Origin of the sequence: Serratia sp. NPDC087055, assembly GCF_044900985.1 — a bacterium.
GTDB lineage: Bacteria > Pseudomonadota > Gammaproteobacteria > Enterobacterales > Enterobacteriaceae > Serratia.
Window position 1 is genome coordinate 51,673 of record NZ_JBJDOG010000003.1, and the last position, 18,197, is coordinate 69,869.

At 52.8% G+C, this 18,197-nt stretch carries 14 protein-coding genes; 6 read left to right on the forward strand and 8 right to left on the reverse strand.

Annotated features, from left to right (window positions below):
* Positions 1 to 70: 70 nt before the first annotated feature.
* A complete protein-coding gene (gene can / locus ACI2J2_RS16465; RefSeq protein WP_061807929.1) occupies positions 71 to 727 on the forward strand; it encodes a carbonate dehydratase in 657 nt (218 codons plus the stop codon).
* 105 nt (positions 728 to 832) lie between these two features.
* Here can and hpt read toward each other — a convergent pair whose 3' ends face one another.
* Both hpt and cueO read right to left on the reverse strand, forming a co-directional pair.
* Positions 833 to 1,369: a hypoxanthine phosphoribosyltransferase gene (gene hpt, locus ACI2J2_RS16470; protein WP_209637535.1), complete on the reverse strand. Its 537-nt coding sequence runs from the start codon at positions 1,367 to 1,369 to the stop codon at positions 833 to 835.
* Between the two features lie 98 nt (positions 1,370 to 1,467).
* Positions 1,468 to 3,102, reverse strand: coding sequence for a multicopper oxidase CueO (gene cueO, locus ACI2J2_RS16475; RefSeq protein ID WP_404760451.1), 1,635 nt, complete (start codon positions 3,100 to 3,102; stop codon positions 1,468 to 1,470).
* Positions 3,103 to 3,338: 236 nt separating this feature from the next.
* Here cueO and ACI2J2_RS16480 point away from each other — a divergent pair, with 236 nt between their 5' ends.
* The 3 genes from ACI2J2_RS16480 to speD all read left to right on the forward strand — a co-directional run bounded on the left by ACI2J2_RS16480 (position 3,339) and on the right by speD (position 5,676).
* Positions 3,339 to 3,686 carry a YacC family pilotin-like protein gene (locus ACI2J2_RS16480; RefSeq protein ID WP_209637531.1) on the forward strand — a complete coding sequence of 116 codons (348 nt, stop codon included), beginning with the start codon at positions 3,339 to 3,341 and terminating at the stop codon, positions 3,684 to 3,686.
* A gap of 112 nt (positions 3,687 to 3,798) precedes the next feature.
* Positions 3,799 to 4,659: a polyamine aminopropyltransferase gene (speE, locus tag ACI2J2_RS16485; protein WP_209637529.1), complete on the forward strand. Its 861-nt coding sequence runs from the start codon at positions 3,799 to 3,801 to the stop codon at positions 4,657 to 4,659.
* 222 nt (positions 4,660 to 4,881) lie between these two features.
* Entirely contained in the window at positions 4,882 to 5,676 is a 795-nt protein-coding gene (gene speD, locus ACI2J2_RS16490; RefSeq protein ID WP_404760452.1) for an adenosylmethionine decarboxylase, read from the forward strand.
* A gap of 36 nt (positions 5,677 to 5,712) precedes the next feature.
* On the opposite strand, the gene yacL is transcribed toward speD, so the two are convergent.
* Positions 5,713 to 6,075, reverse strand: a complete 363-nt coding sequence (gene yacL / locus ACI2J2_RS16495; protein WP_037416800.1) for a protein YacL — start codon at positions 6,073 to 6,075, stop codon at positions 5,713 to 5,715.
* Between the two features lie 634 nt (positions 6,076 to 6,709).
* On the opposite strand from yacL, the gene ACI2J2_RS16500 reads away from it, so the two are divergent.
* Entirely contained in the window at positions 6,710 to 7,000 is a 291-nt protein-coding gene (locus tag ACI2J2_RS16500; protein ID WP_265556821.1) for a hypothetical protein, read from the forward strand.
* 107 nt (positions 7,001 to 7,107) lie between these two features.
* On the opposite strand, the gene acnB is transcribed toward ACI2J2_RS16500, so the two are convergent.
* On the reverse strand, positions 7,108 to 9,705 hold the full coding sequence (gene acnB, locus ACI2J2_RS16505) for a bifunctional aconitate hydratase 2/2-methylisocitrate dehydratase (RefSeq protein WP_265556822.1): 2,598 nt from the start codon (positions 9,703 to 9,705) through the stop codon (positions 7,108 to 7,110).
* Between the two features lie 727 nt (positions 9,706 to 10,432).
* Between acnB and ACI2J2_RS16510 the strand changes: the two genes are divergently transcribed.
* Complete coding sequence (locus tag ACI2J2_RS16510) at positions 10,433 to 10,555, forward strand: hypothetical protein (RefSeq protein ID WP_265556824.1); 123 nt, start codon at positions 10,433 to 10,435, stop codon at positions 10,553 to 10,555.
* A 98-nt stretch (positions 10,556 to 10,653) separates the two neighbouring features.
* On the opposite strand, the gene lpdA is transcribed toward ACI2J2_RS16510, so the two are convergent.
* The 4 genes from lpdA to pdhR form a co-directional block, all read right to left on the reverse strand.
* Positions 10,654 to 12,078 (reverse strand): dihydrolipoyl dehydrogenase, encoded by a 1,425-nt coding sequence (lpdA, locus tag ACI2J2_RS16515; RefSeq protein ID WP_012146711.1) that lies wholly within the window; start codon positions 12,076 to 12,078, stop codon positions 10,654 to 10,656.
* Between the two features lie 356 nt (positions 12,079 to 12,434).
* Positions 12,435 to 14,318 (reverse strand): pyruvate dehydrogenase complex dihydrolipoyllysine-residue acetyltransferase, encoded by a 1,884-nt coding sequence (gene aceF, locus ACI2J2_RS16520; protein ID WP_404760453.1) that lies wholly within the window; start codon positions 14,316 to 14,318, stop codon positions 12,435 to 12,437.
* A 13-nt stretch (positions 14,319 to 14,331) separates the two neighbouring features.
* On the reverse strand, positions 14,332 to 16,995 hold the full coding sequence (gene aceE, locus ACI2J2_RS16525) for a pyruvate dehydrogenase (acetyl-transferring), homodimeric type (RefSeq protein ID WP_061807927.1): 2,664 nt from the start codon (positions 16,993 to 16,995) through the stop codon (positions 14,332 to 14,334).
* Positions 16,996 to 17,161: 166 nt separating this feature from the next.
* On the reverse strand, positions 17,162 to 17,926 hold the full coding sequence (gene pdhR, locus ACI2J2_RS16530; RefSeq protein WP_020828585.1) for a pyruvate dehydrogenase complex transcriptional repressor PdhR: 765 nt from the start codon (positions 17,924 to 17,926) through the stop codon (positions 17,162 to 17,164).
* Positions 17,927 to 18,197 lie beyond the last annotated feature (271 nt).

Consider the following 18,197-nt stretch of genomic DNA (forward strand, 5'->3'; position numbering starts at 1 on the left):
GATTTCCAAACTGTGACGCTTGTCCTATATTACCCCAACGCAATCTGTTCGTTACAGGCCAATAACCTCCATGAAAGAAATCGAAAAGCTTATCGCTAATAACCATACTTGGTCGGCTAACATCAGTAAGGAAGATCCAGATTTTTTTGAACGTTTAGCACAGGCGCAAAAGCCCCGTTTTTTATGGATTGGTTGTTCAGACAGCCGCGTTCCTGCGGAAAGGCTGACCGGGTTGGAACCAGGAGAACTGTTTGTCCACCGTAATGTGGCAAACCTGGTCATTCACACCGATTTAAACTGCTTGTCGGTCGTGCAATATGCCGTCGACGTGCTGGAAGTTGAACATATTATCATTTGTGGCCACCTGGGCTGCGGTGGCGTAGAAGCCGCGGTGGAGAACCCAGAACTGGGGCTTATCAACAACTGGCTGCTGCACATTCGCGATCTTTGGTACAAACACAGTTCACTGTTGGGTGAGCTGGAACCGGAACAGCGCCTTGACGTATTGTGCGAAATCAACGTGATTGAGCAGGTCTATAACCTGGGCCATTCCACCATAATGCAGTCGGCGTGGAAACGCGGTCAGAAAGTGATGATTCACGGTTGGGTGTATGGGATCCAGGACGGACGTCTGCGGGATCTGGAAGTTGCAGCCACCAGCCGAGAAAGCCTGGAAATGGGCTATCGCAAGGCGATGGCTACACTGCAGCAAGATAAAGGCATTTAACTCCGCCCAGAACACGACATATACCCCAAATAATTGAAGTTGCACAATGACAGTCAAACACAGGTGCAGCTTCAAGTATAAAGGGTATATCGCGCCAACCGCAGTTTATTCGTCCAGCAGCACCACTTTACCGACGTACGGCAAATGGCGATAACGCTGGGCGTAGTCGATGCCGTAACCCACCACGAACTCGTCCGGGATCGGGAAGCCGACGTACTCAACCGGTACTTCAACTTCACGGCGTTCAGGCTTGTCCAACAGGGTACAAATCGCCAGTGATTTTGGCCCGCGCAGTGCCAGGATTTCGCGCACTTTATTCAACGTGTTGCCAGAATCAATGATGTCTTCGACGATCAGCACGTCTTTGCCACGGATGTCTTCGTCCAAATCCTTGAGGATTTTTACGTCGCGAGTAGTGGACATGCCACTGCCATAGCTGGAAGCTGTCATAAAGTCGACTTCATGTGGTACATCAATCGTACGACACAGATCGGCCATGAACATGAAGGAGCCGCGCAGCAGCCCAACCAATACCATGTCACTGCCGCTATCGCGGTAATGTTCGGTGATCTGGCGGCCAAGTTCAGCGATACGGGTCTTAACTTCCTGCTCGGAAATCATTACTTCTACAGTGTGTTTCATAGGTTTCAGGTCAGTTGCCGGAAGAAGGGCGCAGAGTTTAGCATAGCCTGAAGCCGCTGGCGACGCGAGTGCGCCGCCCGTTTTACGCCGCGGGATAATCAGTCGGTTACCGTAAAGCCCAGCATCATGCCGGTATCTTCATGTTCCAGCAGGTGACAATGGGCCATATAGGCATGATCGCTGTTGGCCAGCTGATCAAAGCGCACCAACACTTCACTGCGCCAGCCTTCAACGCGCACCGTGTCTTTCCAACCACTGCGGTGGGCCGCTGGCGGCTTGCCGTTTTCCGACAGAATACGGAACTGGGTGCCGTGAATATGGAACGGGTGCAACATCATGTCGCCCTCGCCGGAGATGGTCCATTTCTCGTATTTGCCGCGCTTGGCGTCAAACATCGGTTTAGCCATGTCGAAAGCCTTGCCGTTGATCATATTGCCGTGACTGAAGTCGAACGGTTTGGCGCTGTGATCCATGCCCTTCATATCGCCGTGATTCATACCTTTCATATTGCCGTGGTCCATGCCTTTCATACTGCCCTGTCCCATGCCGGCCATTGCCCCGTCACCTTTGCCCATGCTGCCGTGATCCATGCTCATTCCTGCCATGGCTTGATGGCCGTAACGATCCATCAACGCCTGCATGCCCAGCATATCCAACTGCGGATTCATCATAAGTTGCAGCCAGCGCTCTTGCACACCCGCCACCGCAGGCAATGCCGGCAGCGCCACCAGGCTATCCGGCATCGTCTTGATACCCTGCGCCATCGAAGGCTGAATATGCAGCACCGGCAGCGGTTGGTCGAATGGTGCCAACGTCATGCCCATCTGTTTAACCGGCAGCGTAACAATATCAAACGGCTTGCCGTCGGAGGCATCCACCAGCACTTCAAAACGCTCGCCCATCAGCATCGGCAATTCGGTCAGCTTGACGGGTTCAGCCAGAAAACCCCCGTCGCTGGCGATCACATAAAGTGGACGGTTATCACTGGCCGCTATGTTCAGCGAACGGGCATTACACCCGTTGAGGAAACGCAGGCGCAACCAACCACGTGGGGCAATATGCCGTGGATACTGCGCGCCGTTGGTGAACATGCGGTCACCAAACCAGCCCACCGCCGCGCTCATCACGTCCAATTGATATTCAATCTGTGCGTCTTTGCCCAACCGCTTATCCTGCAAGATCACAGGAATATCATCCTGCCCCCAGGTTTTCGGCAGTGGCAACTTACTGCTCTCATCATCTTCCAACAGCACCAACCCCGCCAACCCCTTCATCACCTGCTGCCCCGTCTTGCCATGGGTATGCGGATGGAACCAGCAGGTCGCTGCGGGCTGTTCAACCGTGAACTGCACCCTGCGCGTGGTACCCGGTTGGATTAACGCCTGTGGGCCGCCATCGACATCGCCCGGGATTTCCAAACCGTGCCAGTGAAGGGTACTGGCCTCCGGCAACGCGTTGCGGATATCTACCGTCACCGGTTTGCCGCGTTGCAGTCGAACGGCCGGCCCCAGCAGCGCACCATTCACGCCCCAGGTGTGGGTCGCTTTACCCGGAAGCCAGTTCATTTCGCCGGTTTGTAACGCCAGCGCGATATTTCCCTGCGCATCCGGCGTCAGTAGCGGCGGAATAGGCAACGCAGGCAGCTCGGCCGCCCACACACCCCGGCTCCACAACGGTAAAGCGCTTGCCGCGCCCAGCGCAGCGGTCAGTTTGATAAAATCACGGCGTAACATCGCTGACTCCCTTTTTCAGTGATCGGCACTCAATGCTCACTAAGCTGCAGCAAACTCAATCAGGCTGCAGCTTGAAAGATTATGGGTCTAAACTTAACGCTATACAGCCTAAACCCTCCCCTTAGCGGAAGGTCAAGCCTTTGCTGTCCATTATGTTATCCGTCGGTAATAAAATTTGGTGCCTTTACAGGCAAGTGTGATAACGTCTGTTGACAACAAACAGGTCTATTTTCACGATGAAAAAAACAACATTACTGGTGGTGCTGCTCACCATGCTGGGGTTCTCCAACGCCAGTCTGGCGCTGAATGAGTCTGAGGCGGAAGATCTGGCCGATCTGACGGCAGTATTTATCTATTTGAAAAATGACTGTGGTTACAACGACTTGCCTAATGCACAAATCAAGCGCGCCATCGTCTACTTTGCCCAACAAAACCGTTGGGATTTGACCAACTATAATAGCTTCAACATGAAGGCGCTGGGTGAAGACAGCTACCGTGATCTTAGCGGTATTGCCATCCCGACCCCTAACAAATGCAAATCCCTGGCTCGTGACTCGCTAAGCCTGCTGGCCTACGCCAACTAATCCCCTCCGCCTTTCCGCTACCTCTGTTTGAAATTCAGCCGTGCATCACCAGGCAGAGTTAGCTATGATGTTGCGCCCATTTTTCATGGCTGTTATTACGGAGTTCCCGCACATGACCCAGAAAGAAATTTGGTATGAGACGCTGCATGCCAACTTCGGCCAGTACTTCTCAGTAGAGAACGTGCTGTATCGTGAGAAGACCGAGCATCAGGATTTGGTTATTTTTGAAAACCCGGTTCTGGGGCGCGTGATGGCGCTCGACGGCGTGGTGCAAACCACCGAGCGTGATGAATTCATCTATCACGAAATGATGACCCACATACCGCTGTTGGCACACGGCCGGGTGAAGAAAGTGCTCATCATCGGCGGTGGCGACGGCGCCATGTTGCGTGAAGTGAGCCGTCATCAGGGCGTAGAACACATCACCATGGTTGAGATCGACGCCGGTGTGGTGGAGTTCTGTCGCCAATACCTGCCAAACCACAATGCGGGTGCCTACGACGACCCACGCTTCAAACTTGTGATTGATGACGGTGTCAATTTTGTTAGTCAGACCGATGAAAAATTCGATGTGATTATCTCTGACTGTACCGATCCCATCGGTCCCGGTGAAAGTCTGTTCACCTCTGCGTTCTATGAAGGCTGTGCACGCTGCCTGAATGAAGGTGGCATTTTTGTCGCGCAGAACGGCGTGTGCTTCCTGCAGCAAGACGAAGCGGTTAATAGCCACACCAAACTGAGCCAGTACTTCAACGACGTCAGCTTCTATCAGGCCGCAATTCCGACCTATTACGGCGGCATTATGACCTTCGCTTGGGCGAGTCAGGATCCGGCACTGCGCCAGCTCGACTTACCTACCCTGCAACATCGCTTTAATCAAAGTGGCTTAAACTGCCGTTATTACAACCCGGCAATTCACGTGGGCAGCTTTGCACTGCCGCAGTATTTGCTCGACGCACTACGCCCAAAATAATTGAAGTTGCATCACAACGAAGCCACGGCTTTGTTGAACAGCGCTTGCGCTGGCCCCAACGGGGCGAGGCTTTGCCGAGTAACGCGGCAAGTGAACGAATCCCGATGAGCTGGCGCCAGTCAGCGAGCTGGGTGAGGGAGCGCAGCCAATACAGAGGCCGCTTCAAATAGGTCGGTAATGAACGTTTCACGTTAAGCGAGAAGATAAAGGAGGTGAACCAAATTGCATAAGCTAAAACTGCACGGCTTCAACAACCTGACAAAAAGCCTGAGTTTTTGTATTTACGATATTTGTTATGCCAAAACCGCGGATGACCGCGCTGGCTATATCGCCTACATTGACGAGCAATACAACGCCAACCGCTTGACCGAGATCCTGAGCGAAACCTGCTCGATCATTGGCGCAAATATTCTGAACATCGCGCGCCAGGACTATGAGCCTCAGGGCGCCAGCGTCACCATTCTGGTTAGCGAAGAACCGGTTGATCCGAATGATGTCGATACCTCGGAACACCCAGGCCCATTGTCAAAGACCGTGGTTGCACACCTGGACAAGAGCCATATCTGTGTTCACACCTATCCGGAGAGCCATCCGGAAGGCGGTCTGTGCACCTTCCGCGCCGATATCGAAGTCTCGACCTGCGGCGTGATTTCACCGCTTAAAGCGCTGAATTACCTGATCCACCAGTTGGAATCTGACATTGTCACCATGGATTACCGCGTGCGTGGTTTTACCCGCGACGTGAATGGCGTAAAACACTACATCGATCATGAGATCAATTCGATCCAGAACTTCATGTCTGATGACATGAAGGCGCTATACCACATGATGGACGTGAATGTTTACCAGGAGAACATCTTCCACACCAAGATGCTGCTGAAGGATTTCGATCTGAAGCACTACCTGTTTAACGCCAAACCGGATGCACTGAGTGCCGCCGAGCGTAAAGAGATTACCGCTCTGCTGTGGAAAGAGATGCAGGAAATCTATTACGGCCGCAATATTCCGCACCTGTGATAACTTTCGGGCGCAGCGCAATGCCGCGCCCGACGTTTAGTACTTCAGCATGAAAGAGCGATAAGCCTTCAGCACCTGCAAGAAATCCTCGACGCCGCAGAATGAGAGACTTTCTTCGTCATAATAATTCATCCCCTCTTCCATCTCGTCGCCTTCAAACTCCAGCAGATTGGCACGGATCATCACCTCCTCACCATCCATCAGCAACGTGTATTCATGGCCTTCCAACTGCCATTGGCGTTCGCTGCCCTTTACCTCCGCCGCACCGGCTTCTATCCGGTCCAACAGGTTAAAGTCACCTTTGAGTTCTTCGTTGATCCAGTGGCCAATGACCTCATGCCCCATCGAAAATCTGACGATCACCTGGCCGGTCACGTCACGCAGAAATTCGTAATCCATAGCACGCCTCCTGAGCACTTTCCTTTAGTGTAAACATTAATTCATGACTAACTCAGTGAGCGCTCGCAAAGTTGGCAACTGAGAAAAATAAAACGCCGGTGGCGCTATCGCCGCGCAATATAGCCGCTTGCGTCGGCAATGGGAAGTCGCCTGTCGCTCGCTCGATAGGCTCGCGGTTTTGTTTTGCTCCCCGTGGGCGAGACACTAAGCCCACCGCCATCTCCGCGGTGCACAAATTGCCCCGATAATCCTCTCACCACCCTGTCGGCATTAAGGATTAGCTCAATCAAGTTGTCATAAAAAATAGAAGGAAGAGTTGGCGCTATTGCCGGGAGAAAAGTAAACCAGCACGGCTTATTTCGAGATATGGGTAAGGCAGGATCATGGAAAATGTTCAATAATCTTATTTATTCGAACAATGTAAAGAAAGTGAAGATGCATGTCAAAATAAGGCAAATGAAAACAATATACCATTGAAAAATAGATATATTATTATGGCCATGACAATCCTTCTCTTTTGACTTTCTGCAAATATCGATTAGCTTTTACATTATGGAGCTTTCATAAAAGTTCAATACCGGCCAGAGGCGATTTCATCGCCTTCATATCTATCATCAAGATCAGGATGTGTGCCATGAAATACATTATCCCAATCGTTGCACTGAGCATTATTTTCTCAGCATCTTCTTTTGCCGCCAAGCAGATCACCCTTGAAGATTCTGCCAGCTATACAAAACTCGGCGACCTCTCAATCCAACAAACCGGCGTGCCAACCGTCGGACATAAAGGCATCTCCAACGCTGTCGATCAAAAATGCAATGAACTCAGCGGATTGAGCGGCAAAGATTGCTACTACCGAATTGTCGGTGCATCCGGCCAGGAAAGCGATCATAAAGACATCCACGTTGAAATCTTCAAAAAGTAGACAGTGGGTAACCCCATTTTGTGAGCATGAAAACAAGCAGGCATGATTGCCATAAAAAACGGGGGCCTTTATAGGCCCCCGCTTCACATGACGACTCTGTCACTCAATTAAACCGCGGTTTGGAAAATCACGCCGTCAGCTTTTTCAGTGTACTGGCCCAGTTGGTCAAAGTTCAGATAACGGTAGGTATCCGCCGCTGTCTTGTCGACCTGCGCCATATAAGTCTGATACTCGTCCGGCGTTGGCAGACGACCCAGCAACGAAGCAACCGCGGCCAATTCTGCAGACGCCAGATAGACATTAGCGCCGGTCCCCAGACGGTTCGGGAAGTTACGGGTCGAAGTGGAAACCACCGTCGCACCGTCAGCCACACGCGCCTGGTTACCCATGCACAGTGAACAGCCCGGGATCTCGATACGCGCGCCGCTCTTGCCGAATACGCTGTAGTAGCCTTCTTCGGTCAACTGAGCCGCATCCATCTTGGTTGGTGGAGCAACCCACAGACGCGTTGGCAGCTGACCTTTGTGCTGATCCAGCAGCTTGCCGGCAGCACGGAAGTGACCAATGTTGGTCATGCAAGAGCCGATGAACACTTCATCGATCTTGCTGTTGGCCACGTCGGACAGCAGGCGCGCATCGTCAGGATCGTTTGGTGCACACAGGATTGGCTGAGTGATCTCGGCCAGATCGATGTCGATCACCGCGGCGTATTCTGCATCCGCATCGCCTTCCATCAATTGTGGATCCGCCAGCCATTTTTCCATGCCCTGGATACGACGCTCCAGCGTACGGCGATCGCCGTAACCTTCGGAGATCATCCACTTCAGCAGCACGATGTTGGAGTTCAGGTACTCTTGGATCGGCGCCTTATCCAGCTTGATGGTACAACCGGCAGCAGAACGTTCAGCAGAGGCATCGGTCAATTCAAATGCCTGCTCAACTTTCAGATCCGGCAGGCCTTCAATTTCCAGGATACGGCCGGAGAAAATGTTCTTCTTGCCCTTTTTCTCCACCGTCAACAGACCCTGCTGGATCGCGTAGTAAGGGATAGCATGCACCAGGTCACGTAAAGTGATGCCCGGCTGCATTTTGCCTTTGAAGCGAACCAGAACGGATTCTGGCATATCCAACGGCATAACGCCGGTCGCCGCAGCAAAGGCCACCAGACCAGAACCCGCAGGGAAAGAAATACCGATCGGGAAACGGGTATGGGAGTCACCACCGGTACCTACAGTATCCGGCAGCAGCATACGGTTCAACCAGGAGTGGATAACACCGTCGCCTGGACGCAGCGATACACCGCCACGGTTCATAATAAAGTCTGGCAGCGTGTGGTGCGTGGTCACGTCAACCGGTTTCGGGTACGCGGCCGTGTGACAGAAGGACTGCATCACCAGATCGGCAGAGAAGCCCAGACAGGCCAGATCTTTGAGCTCGTCACGGGTCATCGGGCCGGTGGTGTCCTGAGAACCGACAGAGGTCATCTTAGGTTCACAATATTCACCCGGACGCACGCCGGCAACGCCACAGGCGCGGCCAACCATTTTCTGCGCCAGTGAGAAGCCTTTGTTGCTGGCTGCCACTTCTTTGGCAACACGGAACACGTCGCTGTGCGGCAAGCCCAGCGCTTCACGAGCTTTAGTGGTCAAGCCACGGCCGATGATCAGCGGGATACGGCCACCGGCGCGCACTTCATCAAGCAGCACATCGGTTTTCAGTTCGAAGTTCGCGATCAGTTCGCCCGTTTCATGGTTACGCACTTCGCCTTTGTACGGATAGACGTCGATCACGTCACCCATGTTCAGGTCATTCACGTCCACTTCAATCGGCAGCGCACCGGCATCTTCCATGGTGTTGAAGAAGATTGGCGCAATTTTACCGCCCAGTACCACACCACCGCCACGCTTGTTAGGCACATACGGGATGTCGTCACCCATAAACCACAATACCGAGTTGGTGGCCGATTTACGGGAAGAACCGGTACCGACCACGTCACCGACATAGGCCAGAGGGAAGCCTTTTTTGTTCAGCAGTTCGATTTGCTTGATCGGGCCAACGCTGCCCGGCTGATCCGGCACGATACCTTCACGTTCATTCTTCAGCATCGCCAAGGCGTGCAAGGGGATATCTGGACGAGACCAGGCATCCGGCGCCGGTGACAGATCATCGGTATTGGTTTCACCAGTGACTTTGAACACGGTAACAGTGAGTTTTTCTGCCAATTTTGGACGTGACAGATACCATTCGGCATCGGCCCAGGACTGCATGATCTGCTTGGCGTGCGGATTACCCGCTTTAGCTTTTTCTTCTACGTCATAGAAGTTGTCAAACATCAGCAGCGTATGGGACAACGCTTTGGCAGCAATCGGTGCCAGCTTTTCGTTATCCAACGCGTCAATCAGCGGATGAATGTTGTAGCCACCCTGCATGGTGCCTAACAGTTCAATGGCTTTCTCTGGGGTAATCAGGGGAGATGTTGCTTCGCCTTTGGCGATGGCCGCCAGGAAACCTGCTTTGACATAGGCGGCTTCGTCGACGCCTGGTGGTACACGGTTAATCAGCAGGTCTAACAGGAATTCTTCTTCGCCTTTTGGCGGATTCTTTAATGATTCAACCAGCGCTGCCATTTGGGTGGCGTCTAACGGCTTAGGGACGATGCCCTCTGCAGCACGCTCGGCTACGTGCTTACGGTATTCTTCTAGCACGACATTCTCCTCGCTCTCATTGTCATTTATTGTGCCTGGCGTTTTGTACCCGTCGCCTTTAAGCCACAGGGTATATCTTCAAACCGGGTTTAGCGCACGGTGTTGATGCCATTGATCCTGACGGGGCACTGCTGTCGATGTCCTGGACTGTAAGTACAGTGCCCGGTTCCGCTCAGCCAGCATATCAGGATTTGAATTGGTTGTTAATTCGTTCACATAAAAGCAACATTAAATCTTTGCTGAATCGTTGAGCGCAGTGTAATCGGCTGCTACACCGGCCAGACGGGGCTGTAGGACGTTTCCGTCTACACCATAATTCAGCCTGATGAGAACAACACAATACCCACTCACTTACAATGGTTAATGGTTGCAAAAATCGAAAGTTGAGAGCGAAAGACACAAAAAAACCGCCCCAGGTGAAGGCGGTTCTCTTGTTCCGTTCGGTGTTAGCAGGCACCTTACGGATTTCTTACATCGTTAAAGAACGATACAAGCGCCACAAAGCAGGGACATTGTGCGCAAGAGCGATTAAAAAATCAACAAAAAGAATGTCCAACAGTTTATTTCAACGTACTATTAATGCGGGTCTGTTCTGCCGGTTTAGCAGTTGGTCATCGGGCTTGAGAACAGTGCTGCAACTACTGCGATGCAAGCGCCACAAAGCGCTTGTTCCACCGGGATTTTTCCGGTGAAGTCGCGGTGGTCGTGGTTCCACAGGGATCGCGCAATGAAAGGGAGTTCTATGTTTATCCTGCTCATTGTACTGGGATCGGCGTTTGGCGTGAACAAAGGGGGTTGGTCGGTTAACGGCAACAACCTGACGCTGAACGTTATATTCCAGAACAAGTAAGCTACTGGCCGCTCATTGAGCGGCCTTTTACTGAATTCCGCCCATAAAAAAACGGCCCCTTTGCAGGAGCCGCTTATTACCCTTTCAAACCAGCAGAATTACTTCTTCTTGGCTTTCGGGTTAGGCAGATCGGTGATGCTGCCTTCGTAGATCTCAGCTGCCAAGCCTACGGATTCGTGCAGGGTTGGGTGAGCATGGATAGTCAGCGCGATGTCTTCTGCGTCACAACCCATCTCGATAGCCAGACCGATCTCACCCAGCAGCTCACCGCCGTTGGTGCCGACAATCGCACCACCGATGATACGGTGAGTTTCTTTGTCGAAGATCAGTTTGGTCATGCCGTCAGCACAATCAGAAGCGATAGCACGGCCTGAAGCAGCCCACGGGAAGGTGGATGTTTCGTAGCTGATGCCTTTCTCTTTTGCTTCTTTCTCGGTCAGACCTACCCATGCAACTTCCGGCTCGGTATAAGCGATTGATGGGATCACTTTCGGGTCGAAGTAGTGTTTCATGCCGGCGATAACTTCAGCGGCAACGTGGCCTTCATGCACGCCTTTGTGCGCCAGCATCGGTTGACCGACGATGTCACCGATAGCGAAGATGTGCGGCACGTTGGTGCGCAGTTGTTTGTCGACGTTAATGAAGCCACGTTCGTCAACTTCAACACCGGCTTTACCCGCTTCCAACAGCTTGCCGTTCGGTACACGACCGATAGCAACCAGCACCGCGTCGTAACGCTGTGGTTCTGCAGGTGCTTTCTTACCTTCCATCGTGACATAGATGCCGTCTTCTTTGGCTTCTACCGCGGTCACTTTGGTTTCCAGCATCAGGTTGAACTGCTTGCTGATGCGTTTGGTGAAGACTTTCACCACGTCTTTATCCGCTGCCGGGATCACCTGGTCAAACATTTCGACTACGTCGATCTGTGAACCCAGCGCATGGTATACGGTGCCCATTTCCAGGCCGATGATACCGCCGCCCATGACCAGCAGACGCTCTGGGACGGTTTTCAGTTCCAGTGCATCGGTAGAGTCCCACACGCGTGGATCTTCATGAGGAATGAATGGCAGTTGGATCGGACGAGAACCTGCGGCAATGATGGCATTGTCGAAGTTGATAGTCGTTGGGCCATTTTCGCCTTCAACAACCAGGGTGTTAGCGCCGGTGAACTTGCCCAGGCCGTTAACCACTTTCACTTTACGGCCTTTAGCCATACCAGCCAGACCGCCGGTCAGCTGATTGATGACTTTTTCTTTCCAAACACGCACTTTGTCGATGTCAGTTTTCGGCTCGCCGAAAACGATGCCGTGTTCGGCCAAGGCTTTGGCTTCTTCGATCACTTTGGCAACGTGCAACAGTGCTTTGGAAGGGATACATCCCACGTTCAGGCAAACACCGCCCAGAGTGGAATAACGTTCAACCAGAACGGTTTCAAGACCTAAGTCAGCGCAACGAAAGGCAGCAGAGTAACCTGCCGGGCCCGCCCCAAGTACCACGACCTGAGTTTTAATTTCAGTACTCATCATGACCTCTTAATTTATTGTCCGGCGGGTCAGACGTCATTTATACCCGTCATACTCGAAGCTGCCTCTGCGTTGGCTAGGTTCATTCACCCGAATCACTTACTGACGTAAGCTCGACGGGATTCACTCACTTGCCGCCTTGATGCAACTGCAATTATTTAAGGTATGTTATTAATCGATCTCATAACGCCCTTCATCCACCGGGACGCTTACACCGCGAGCAGTTTACAGAATTGTTAATAATCTGCAAAGCGTGTTCGAGTGACCCGTGTCTCAACAATTTTGTCGAGTCATGCAAAAACCGACAAAACTGCTACTGAAGTAGTAAGGGCGCAGCATGCTGCGCCCTTTTTTTATCACATAACCATACGGCGGATATCCGCCAGCATGTTGTTGATGATGGTAATAAAGCGCGCACCATCAGCACCGTCAATGACACGGTGGTCGAAGGAGAGCGACATTGGCATCATCAGGCGCGGAACGAACTCTTTACCGTTCCAGACCGGTTCCATAGCAGACTTGGAAACGCCCAAGATAGCAACTTCTGGTGCATTCACGATCGGTGCGAAGTGAGTCGTCCCGATACCGCCCAGGCTAGAGATGGTGAAACACCCGCCCTGCATTTCGCCTGCGGTCAGCTTACCGTCACGTGCTTTCTTGGAGATAGCCATCAGTTCGCGGGACAGTTCAGTGATGCTCTTCTTGTTCACATCTTTGAATACCGGCACAACCAGACCGTTTGGCGTATCAACCGCAACACCTACGTTGATGTATTTCTTCAACGTCAGCTTCTGGCCATCTTCGGACAGAGAACTGTTGAAGCGCGGCATCTGCTCCAGAGCAGCGGCAACAGCTTTCATGATGAACACCACAGGGGTGAACTTCACATCCAGCTTACGTTTAGCCGCTTCTTCGTTCTGTTGCTTACGGAAAGCTTCCAGATCGGTAATGTCTGTTTTGTCGAAGTGCGTAACGTGCGGGATCATCACCCAGTTACGGCTCAGGTTAGCACCAGAGATTTTCTGAATGCGACCCAGTTCAACTTCTTCAATCTCACCGAACTTGCTGAAGTCCACTTTCGGCCAAGGCAGCATACCTGGCAGACCGCCACCAGCAGCAGCAGCTGGCGCCGCTTCTGCACGTTTGACCGCGTCTTTCACGTAAGTCTGAACGTCTTCGCGCAGGATACGGCCTTTACGACCGGTGCCTTTCACTTTCGCCAGGTTTACGCCGAATTCACGCGCCAGACGGCGAATGACCGGGGTAGCATGCACATAAGCGTCGTTCTCAGCGAACTCGCCTTTGGCAGCAGGAGCAGCCTGCGCGGCAGGTGCCGGGCTGGCAGCAGGAGCCGGTGCAGCTTCCGCTTTCTGGGCAGGTGCCGCAGCAGCAGGCGCAGCGCCTTCAACTTCGAATACCATAATCAGGGAACCGGTTTTCACTTTGTCACCGGCGCTGATTTTGATTTCTTTTACGGTACCTGCGAACGGTGCCGGCACTTCCATAGAAGCCTTGTCACCTTCAACGGTGATCAGTGACTGTTCAGCGGCAACTTTGTCGCCCACTTTCACCATCACTTCGGTCACTTCTACTTCGTCGCCACCGATGTCCGGTACTGCAACGTCTTTAGCTGCAGACGCAGCCGGTGCCGCAGCGGCCGCCGGTGCTTGTGCCGCTGCTGGAGCCGCAGCAGATGCTGCGCCAGCCACTTCGAATACCATGATCAGGGAACCGGTGGTGACTTTGTCGCCGGTAGCGATCTTGATCTCTTTCACGGTGCCCGCGAACGGTGCCGGAACTTCCATTGACGCTTTATCGCCTTCAACGGTGATCAGGGACTGCTCGGCTTCCACCTTATCGCCCACTTTCACCAGGATCTCGGTGACTTCAACTTCGTCAGCACCAATGTCTGGTACCGCAACGTCTTTGGCTGCAGCGGCAGCCGGCGCAGCAGGAGCAGCAGCCGGTTTTTCTTCCGCCTTGGCCGCTGGCGCAGCAGCCGCTGCGCCTTCTGCTTCAAAGATCATCAGCAGTTTGCCCGTTTCGGTTTTATCACCGACGGAAACCTTGATCTCTTTAACCACACCCGCCTGCGGGGATGGGACTTCCATGGAAGCTTTATCACCTTCAACGGTGATCAGCGATTGTTCTGCTTCAACTTTATCGCCAACCTTCACCAGAATTTCGGTGATTTCCACTTCGTCTGCACCGATGTCCGGTACTTTAATTTCGATAGACATTCTTCAGTACCTCTTATGCCAGACGCGGGTTAACTTTTTCTGGGTTGATGTCGAATTTCTTAATCGCATCAGCTACCACAGAAGCTTCGATTTCACCGCGTTTAGCCAGTTCACCCAGTGCAGCAACCACAACGTAAGAAGCATCAACTTCAAAGTGGTGGCGCAGGTTTTCGCGGCTGTCTGAACGACCGAAGCCGTCAGTACCCAGTACGCGATAGTCGCTGGCTGGAACGTAAGTACGAACCTGTTCTGCGAACAGCTTCATGTAGTCGGTAGACGCAACCGCTGGCGCATCGTTCATCACCTGAGCAATGTAAGGTACGCGTGGGGTTTCGGTTGGGTGCAGCATGTTCCAACGCTCACAATCCTGGCCGTCACGCGCCAGTTCAGTGAAGGAAGTCACGCTGTAGATGTCAGAGCCAACACCGTAGTCGTCTGCCAGGATCTTCGCCGCATCACGTACGTGACGCAGAATAGAACCTGAACCCAGCAACTGAACCTTACCTTTGCTGCCTGCCAGAGTGTCCAGCTTGTAGATACCTTTACGGATACCTTCTTCTGCACCCTGCGGCATTGCCGGCATGTGGTAGTTTTCGTTCAGTGTGGTGATGTAGTAGTAGACGTTTTCTTGCGCGTCACCGTACATGCGGACCAGACCGTCGTGCATGATCACTGCCACTTCGTATGCGTAAGCTGGATCGTAAGAGATACAGTTAGGGATAGTCAGGGACTGGATGTGGCTGTGGCCGTCTTCGTGCTGCAGACCTTCACCGTTCAGGGTGGTACGACCGGAAGTACCGCCGATCAGGAAGCCGCGAGCCTGTTGGTCGCCTGCTGCCCAGCACAGGTCACCGATACGCTGGAAACCGAACATCGAATAGTAGATGTAGAACGGAATCATTGGCAGATCGTTGGTGCTGTAAGACGTCGCTGCGGCCAGCCATGAAGATGCTGCGCCCAGTTCGTTGATGCCTTCCTGCAGGATCTGGCCTTTCTCGTCTTCTTTGTAGTAAGCAACCTGCTCACGGTCCTGCGGGGTGTACTGCTGGCCGTTCGGGCTGTAGATACCGATCTGACGGAACAGACCTTCCATACCAAAGGTACGCGCTTCGTCGGCGATGATTGGAACCAGGCGATCTTTGATCGACTTGTTCTTCAACATCACGTTCAGGGCACGCACGAAGGCGATGGTGGTAGAGATTTCTTTGTTCTGCTCTTCCAGCAGTGAGCTGAAGTCTTCCAGTGCCGGCATTTCCAGTTTCTGGGTGAACGCTGGCAGACGGGTCGGTACATAACCTTTCAGTGCCTGGCGGCGCTCGTGCAGGTATTTGTACTCTTCAGACTCTTTCTCGAAGGTGATGTATGGCAGTTTTTCGATGTCAGCATCGGCAACCGGCACATTGAAACGATCGCGGAAGTGGTGAACCCCTTCCATGTTCATTTTCTTCACCTGGTGAGCAATGTTTTTACCTTCCGCGGTTTCACCCATGCCGTAACCTTTGATGGTATGGGCCAGGATAACGGTTGGTTTGCCTTGGGTGTCCTGCGCTTTTTTCAGTGCAGCAAAGACTTTCTTCGGATCGTGACCACCACGGTTCAGCGCCCAGATTTCGTCGTCGGTCATGTCTTTGACCAGAGCAGCGGTTTCTGGGAAGCGGCCGAAGAAGTGCTCACGGACATAAGCGCCGTCTTTGGATTTGAAGGTCTGGTAATCGCCGTCCAGGGTTTCGTTCATCAGTTGGATCAGCTTGCCGCTGGTGTCTTTACGCAGCAGCTCGTCCCAACGACCACCCCAAATGACTTTCAGTACCTGCCAGCCAGCGCCAGCGAAGATGCCTTCCAGTTCATTGATGATCTTGCCGTTACCGGTGACCGGGCCATCCAGACGCTGCAAGTTACAGTTGATGACGAAGACCAGGTTGTCGAGCTTCTCACGGGTAGCGATAGTGATCGCGCCCTTGGATTCTGGCTCGTCCATCTCGCCATCGCCCAGGAAGGCGTAAACGGTTTGAGCAGAGGTATTTTTCAGGCCACGGTGTTCCAGATATTTCAGGAACTTCGCTTGATAGATGGCGCTGATTGGACCCAGACCCATAGAAACGGTCGGGAACTGCCAGAATTCAGGCATCAGTTTTGGATGCGGGTAAGAGGACAAGCCTTTACCGTGAACTTCCTGACGGAAGTTGTTCATTTGGTCTTCGGTCAAGCGGCCTTCAAGGAAGGCACGTGCGTAAACGCCCGGAGAGATGTGGCCCTGGAAGTAAACCAGATCGCCGCCATCTTGCTCGTTGCGTGCACGGAAGAAGTGGTTGAAGCAGACTTCATAGAAGGTCGCAGAAGACTGGAAGGAAGCCATGTGGCCGCCCAGGTCCAGATCTTTTTTGGAAGCACGAAGAACGGTCATTACCGCATTCCAGCGAATGGCGCTGCGGATACGACGTTCAAGATCCAAGTTACCAGGGTAAGCAGGTTCGTCTTCCACCGCGATGGTGTTGACGTAGTTGTGAGCTGCAGCACCGGCTGCAACACTAACACCGCCTTTACGGGCTTCACCCAGAACCTGATCAATCAGAAACTGAGCTCGCTCAACACCCTCTTCACGGATGACCGATTCGATCGCCTGCAGCCAGTCGCGGGTTTCGATCGGATCCACGTCATTGTTTAAACGTTCTGACATGGTGGTATTCCTTATCTGTCTAATGGTTTGTTTTGGAGCCTGTCTTCCTGTGTTCTGAGGCAAAACACACGAAGACAGGCCCATCAGTTTAGTTGCCGCTTAAATGCTTAACTAAGCACTTCGAACGTAAGCCCCACAGGCTGGTGTACCCTGAAGAGAACCGTTCTTAATCCTTGCGTTGCTGGAGACGCCGCAGCGATCTCTCGCGTCGAGTATGCTCCCGACTGAGATCCAGCAAGATTTCCTCGATAAACGCCAAATGGCGGTGCGAGGCTTCACGAGCCTTTTCCGGCTCGCGTGCCACTATCGCCTCAAAAATTCCGGCGCGGTGGCTGCTCACTTTTGCCAACATCTCACGGCGCGAGTAGAGCAATTCAAAGTTCTGTCGTACGTTCTGTTCCAGCATCGGCCCCATACAGCGCAGCAGGTGCAGTAACACAACGTTATGGGCAGCTTCGGTCACGGCGATTTGGTACTGCATGACCGCGTCCGCTTCGGCGTCAAGATCGCCGCTTTCCTGGGCCTGCTGAATCACAATGTGGCAATCGCGGATGCGTGCCAGATCTTCGTCGGTCCCGCGCAACGCCGCGTAATAGGCAGCAATGCCTTCGAGGGCATGACGGGTTTCTAACAGATCGAATTGCGATTCAGGATGGTCGGCCAGCAGTTCAGCCAGCGGATCGCTGAAGCTCTGCCACAGATTAGTTTGTACAAAGGTGCCACCGCCCTGACGGCGCAGGAGCAGCCCTTTAGCTTCCAGGCGCTGGATGGCCTCTCTCAGAGAAGGACGGGAAACATCAAATTGTTTCGCCAGTTCGCGCTCCGGTGGCAGTTTCTCGCCTGGACGCAGTGTACCCTCGAGGATCAGGTGTTCGAGCTGCTGCTCAATCACATCTGACAACTTGGGTTGGCGGATTTTGCTGTAGGCCATGGGTGAATTCTTCTCTGCGAATGGCGCGGAGTCAATTGGTAATACCAATTTCAAAAACGTGACGGTAAAGTAACAAAGTATTCACCTCCTGTCCATATGGGCCTTGATCGAAATCAGGTTACCCGCACATTTTAACACCTCAATTCCAGACCTGCTGCAAACCGCTAACGCACGCGTGGTAATACCATTTACGCGGTAGGTTCTTGATTTAACTTTTGCGAAACCTTCCAGTCAGCAGACTGAGGCCTCAAGGGCAGGATATTACTGCATG

What these genes read in the sequence shown, in the direction of transcription:
- pdhR (WP_020828585.1), bottom strand. Translation starts at nt 17,926, where the DNA reads ATGGCCTACAGCAAAATCCGCCAACCCAAGTTGTCAGATGTGATTGAG.
- speE (WP_209637529.1), top strand. Translation starts at nt 3,799, where the DNA reads ATGACCCAGAAAGAAATTTGGTATGAGACGCTGCATGCCAACTTCGGC.
- aceE (WP_061807927.1), bottom strand. Translation starts at nt 16,995, where the DNA reads ATGTCAGAACGTTTAAACAATGACGTGGATCCGATCGAAACCCGCGAC.
- ACI2J2_RS16510 (WP_265556824.1), top strand. Translation starts at nt 10,433, where the DNA reads ATGAAAGGGAGTTCTATGTTTATCCTGCTCATTGTACTGGGATCGGCG.
- yacL (WP_037416800.1), bottom strand. Translation starts at nt 6,075, where the DNA reads ATGGATTACGAATTTCTGCGTGACGTGACCGGCCAGGTGATCGTCAGA.
- cueO (WP_404760451.1), bottom strand. Translation starts at nt 3,102, where the DNA reads ATGTTACGCCGTGATTTTATCAAACTGACCGCTGCGCTGGGCGCGGCA.
- ACI2J2_RS16500 (WP_265556821.1), top strand. Translation starts at nt 6,710, where the DNA reads ATGAAATACATTATCCCAATCGTTGCACTGAGCATTATTTTCTCAGCA.
- lpdA (WP_012146711.1), bottom strand. Translation starts at nt 12,078, where the DNA reads ATGAGTACTGAAATTAAAACTCAGGTCGTGGTACTTGGGGCGGGCCCG.
- can (WP_061807929.1), top strand. Translation starts at nt 71, where the DNA reads ATGAAAGAAATCGAAAAGCTTATCGCTAATAACCATACTTGGTCGGCT.
- aceF (WP_404760453.1), bottom strand. Translation starts at nt 14,318, where the DNA reads ATGTCTATCGAAATTAAAGTACCGGACATCGGTGCAGACGAAGTGGAA.
- hpt (WP_209637535.1), bottom strand. Translation starts at nt 1,369, where the DNA reads ATGAAACACACTGTAGAAGTAATGATTTCCGAGCAGGAAGTTAAGACC.
- ACI2J2_RS16480 (WP_209637531.1), top strand. Translation starts at nt 3,339, where the DNA reads ATGAAAAAAACAACATTACTGGTGGTGCTGCTCACCATGCTGGGGTTC.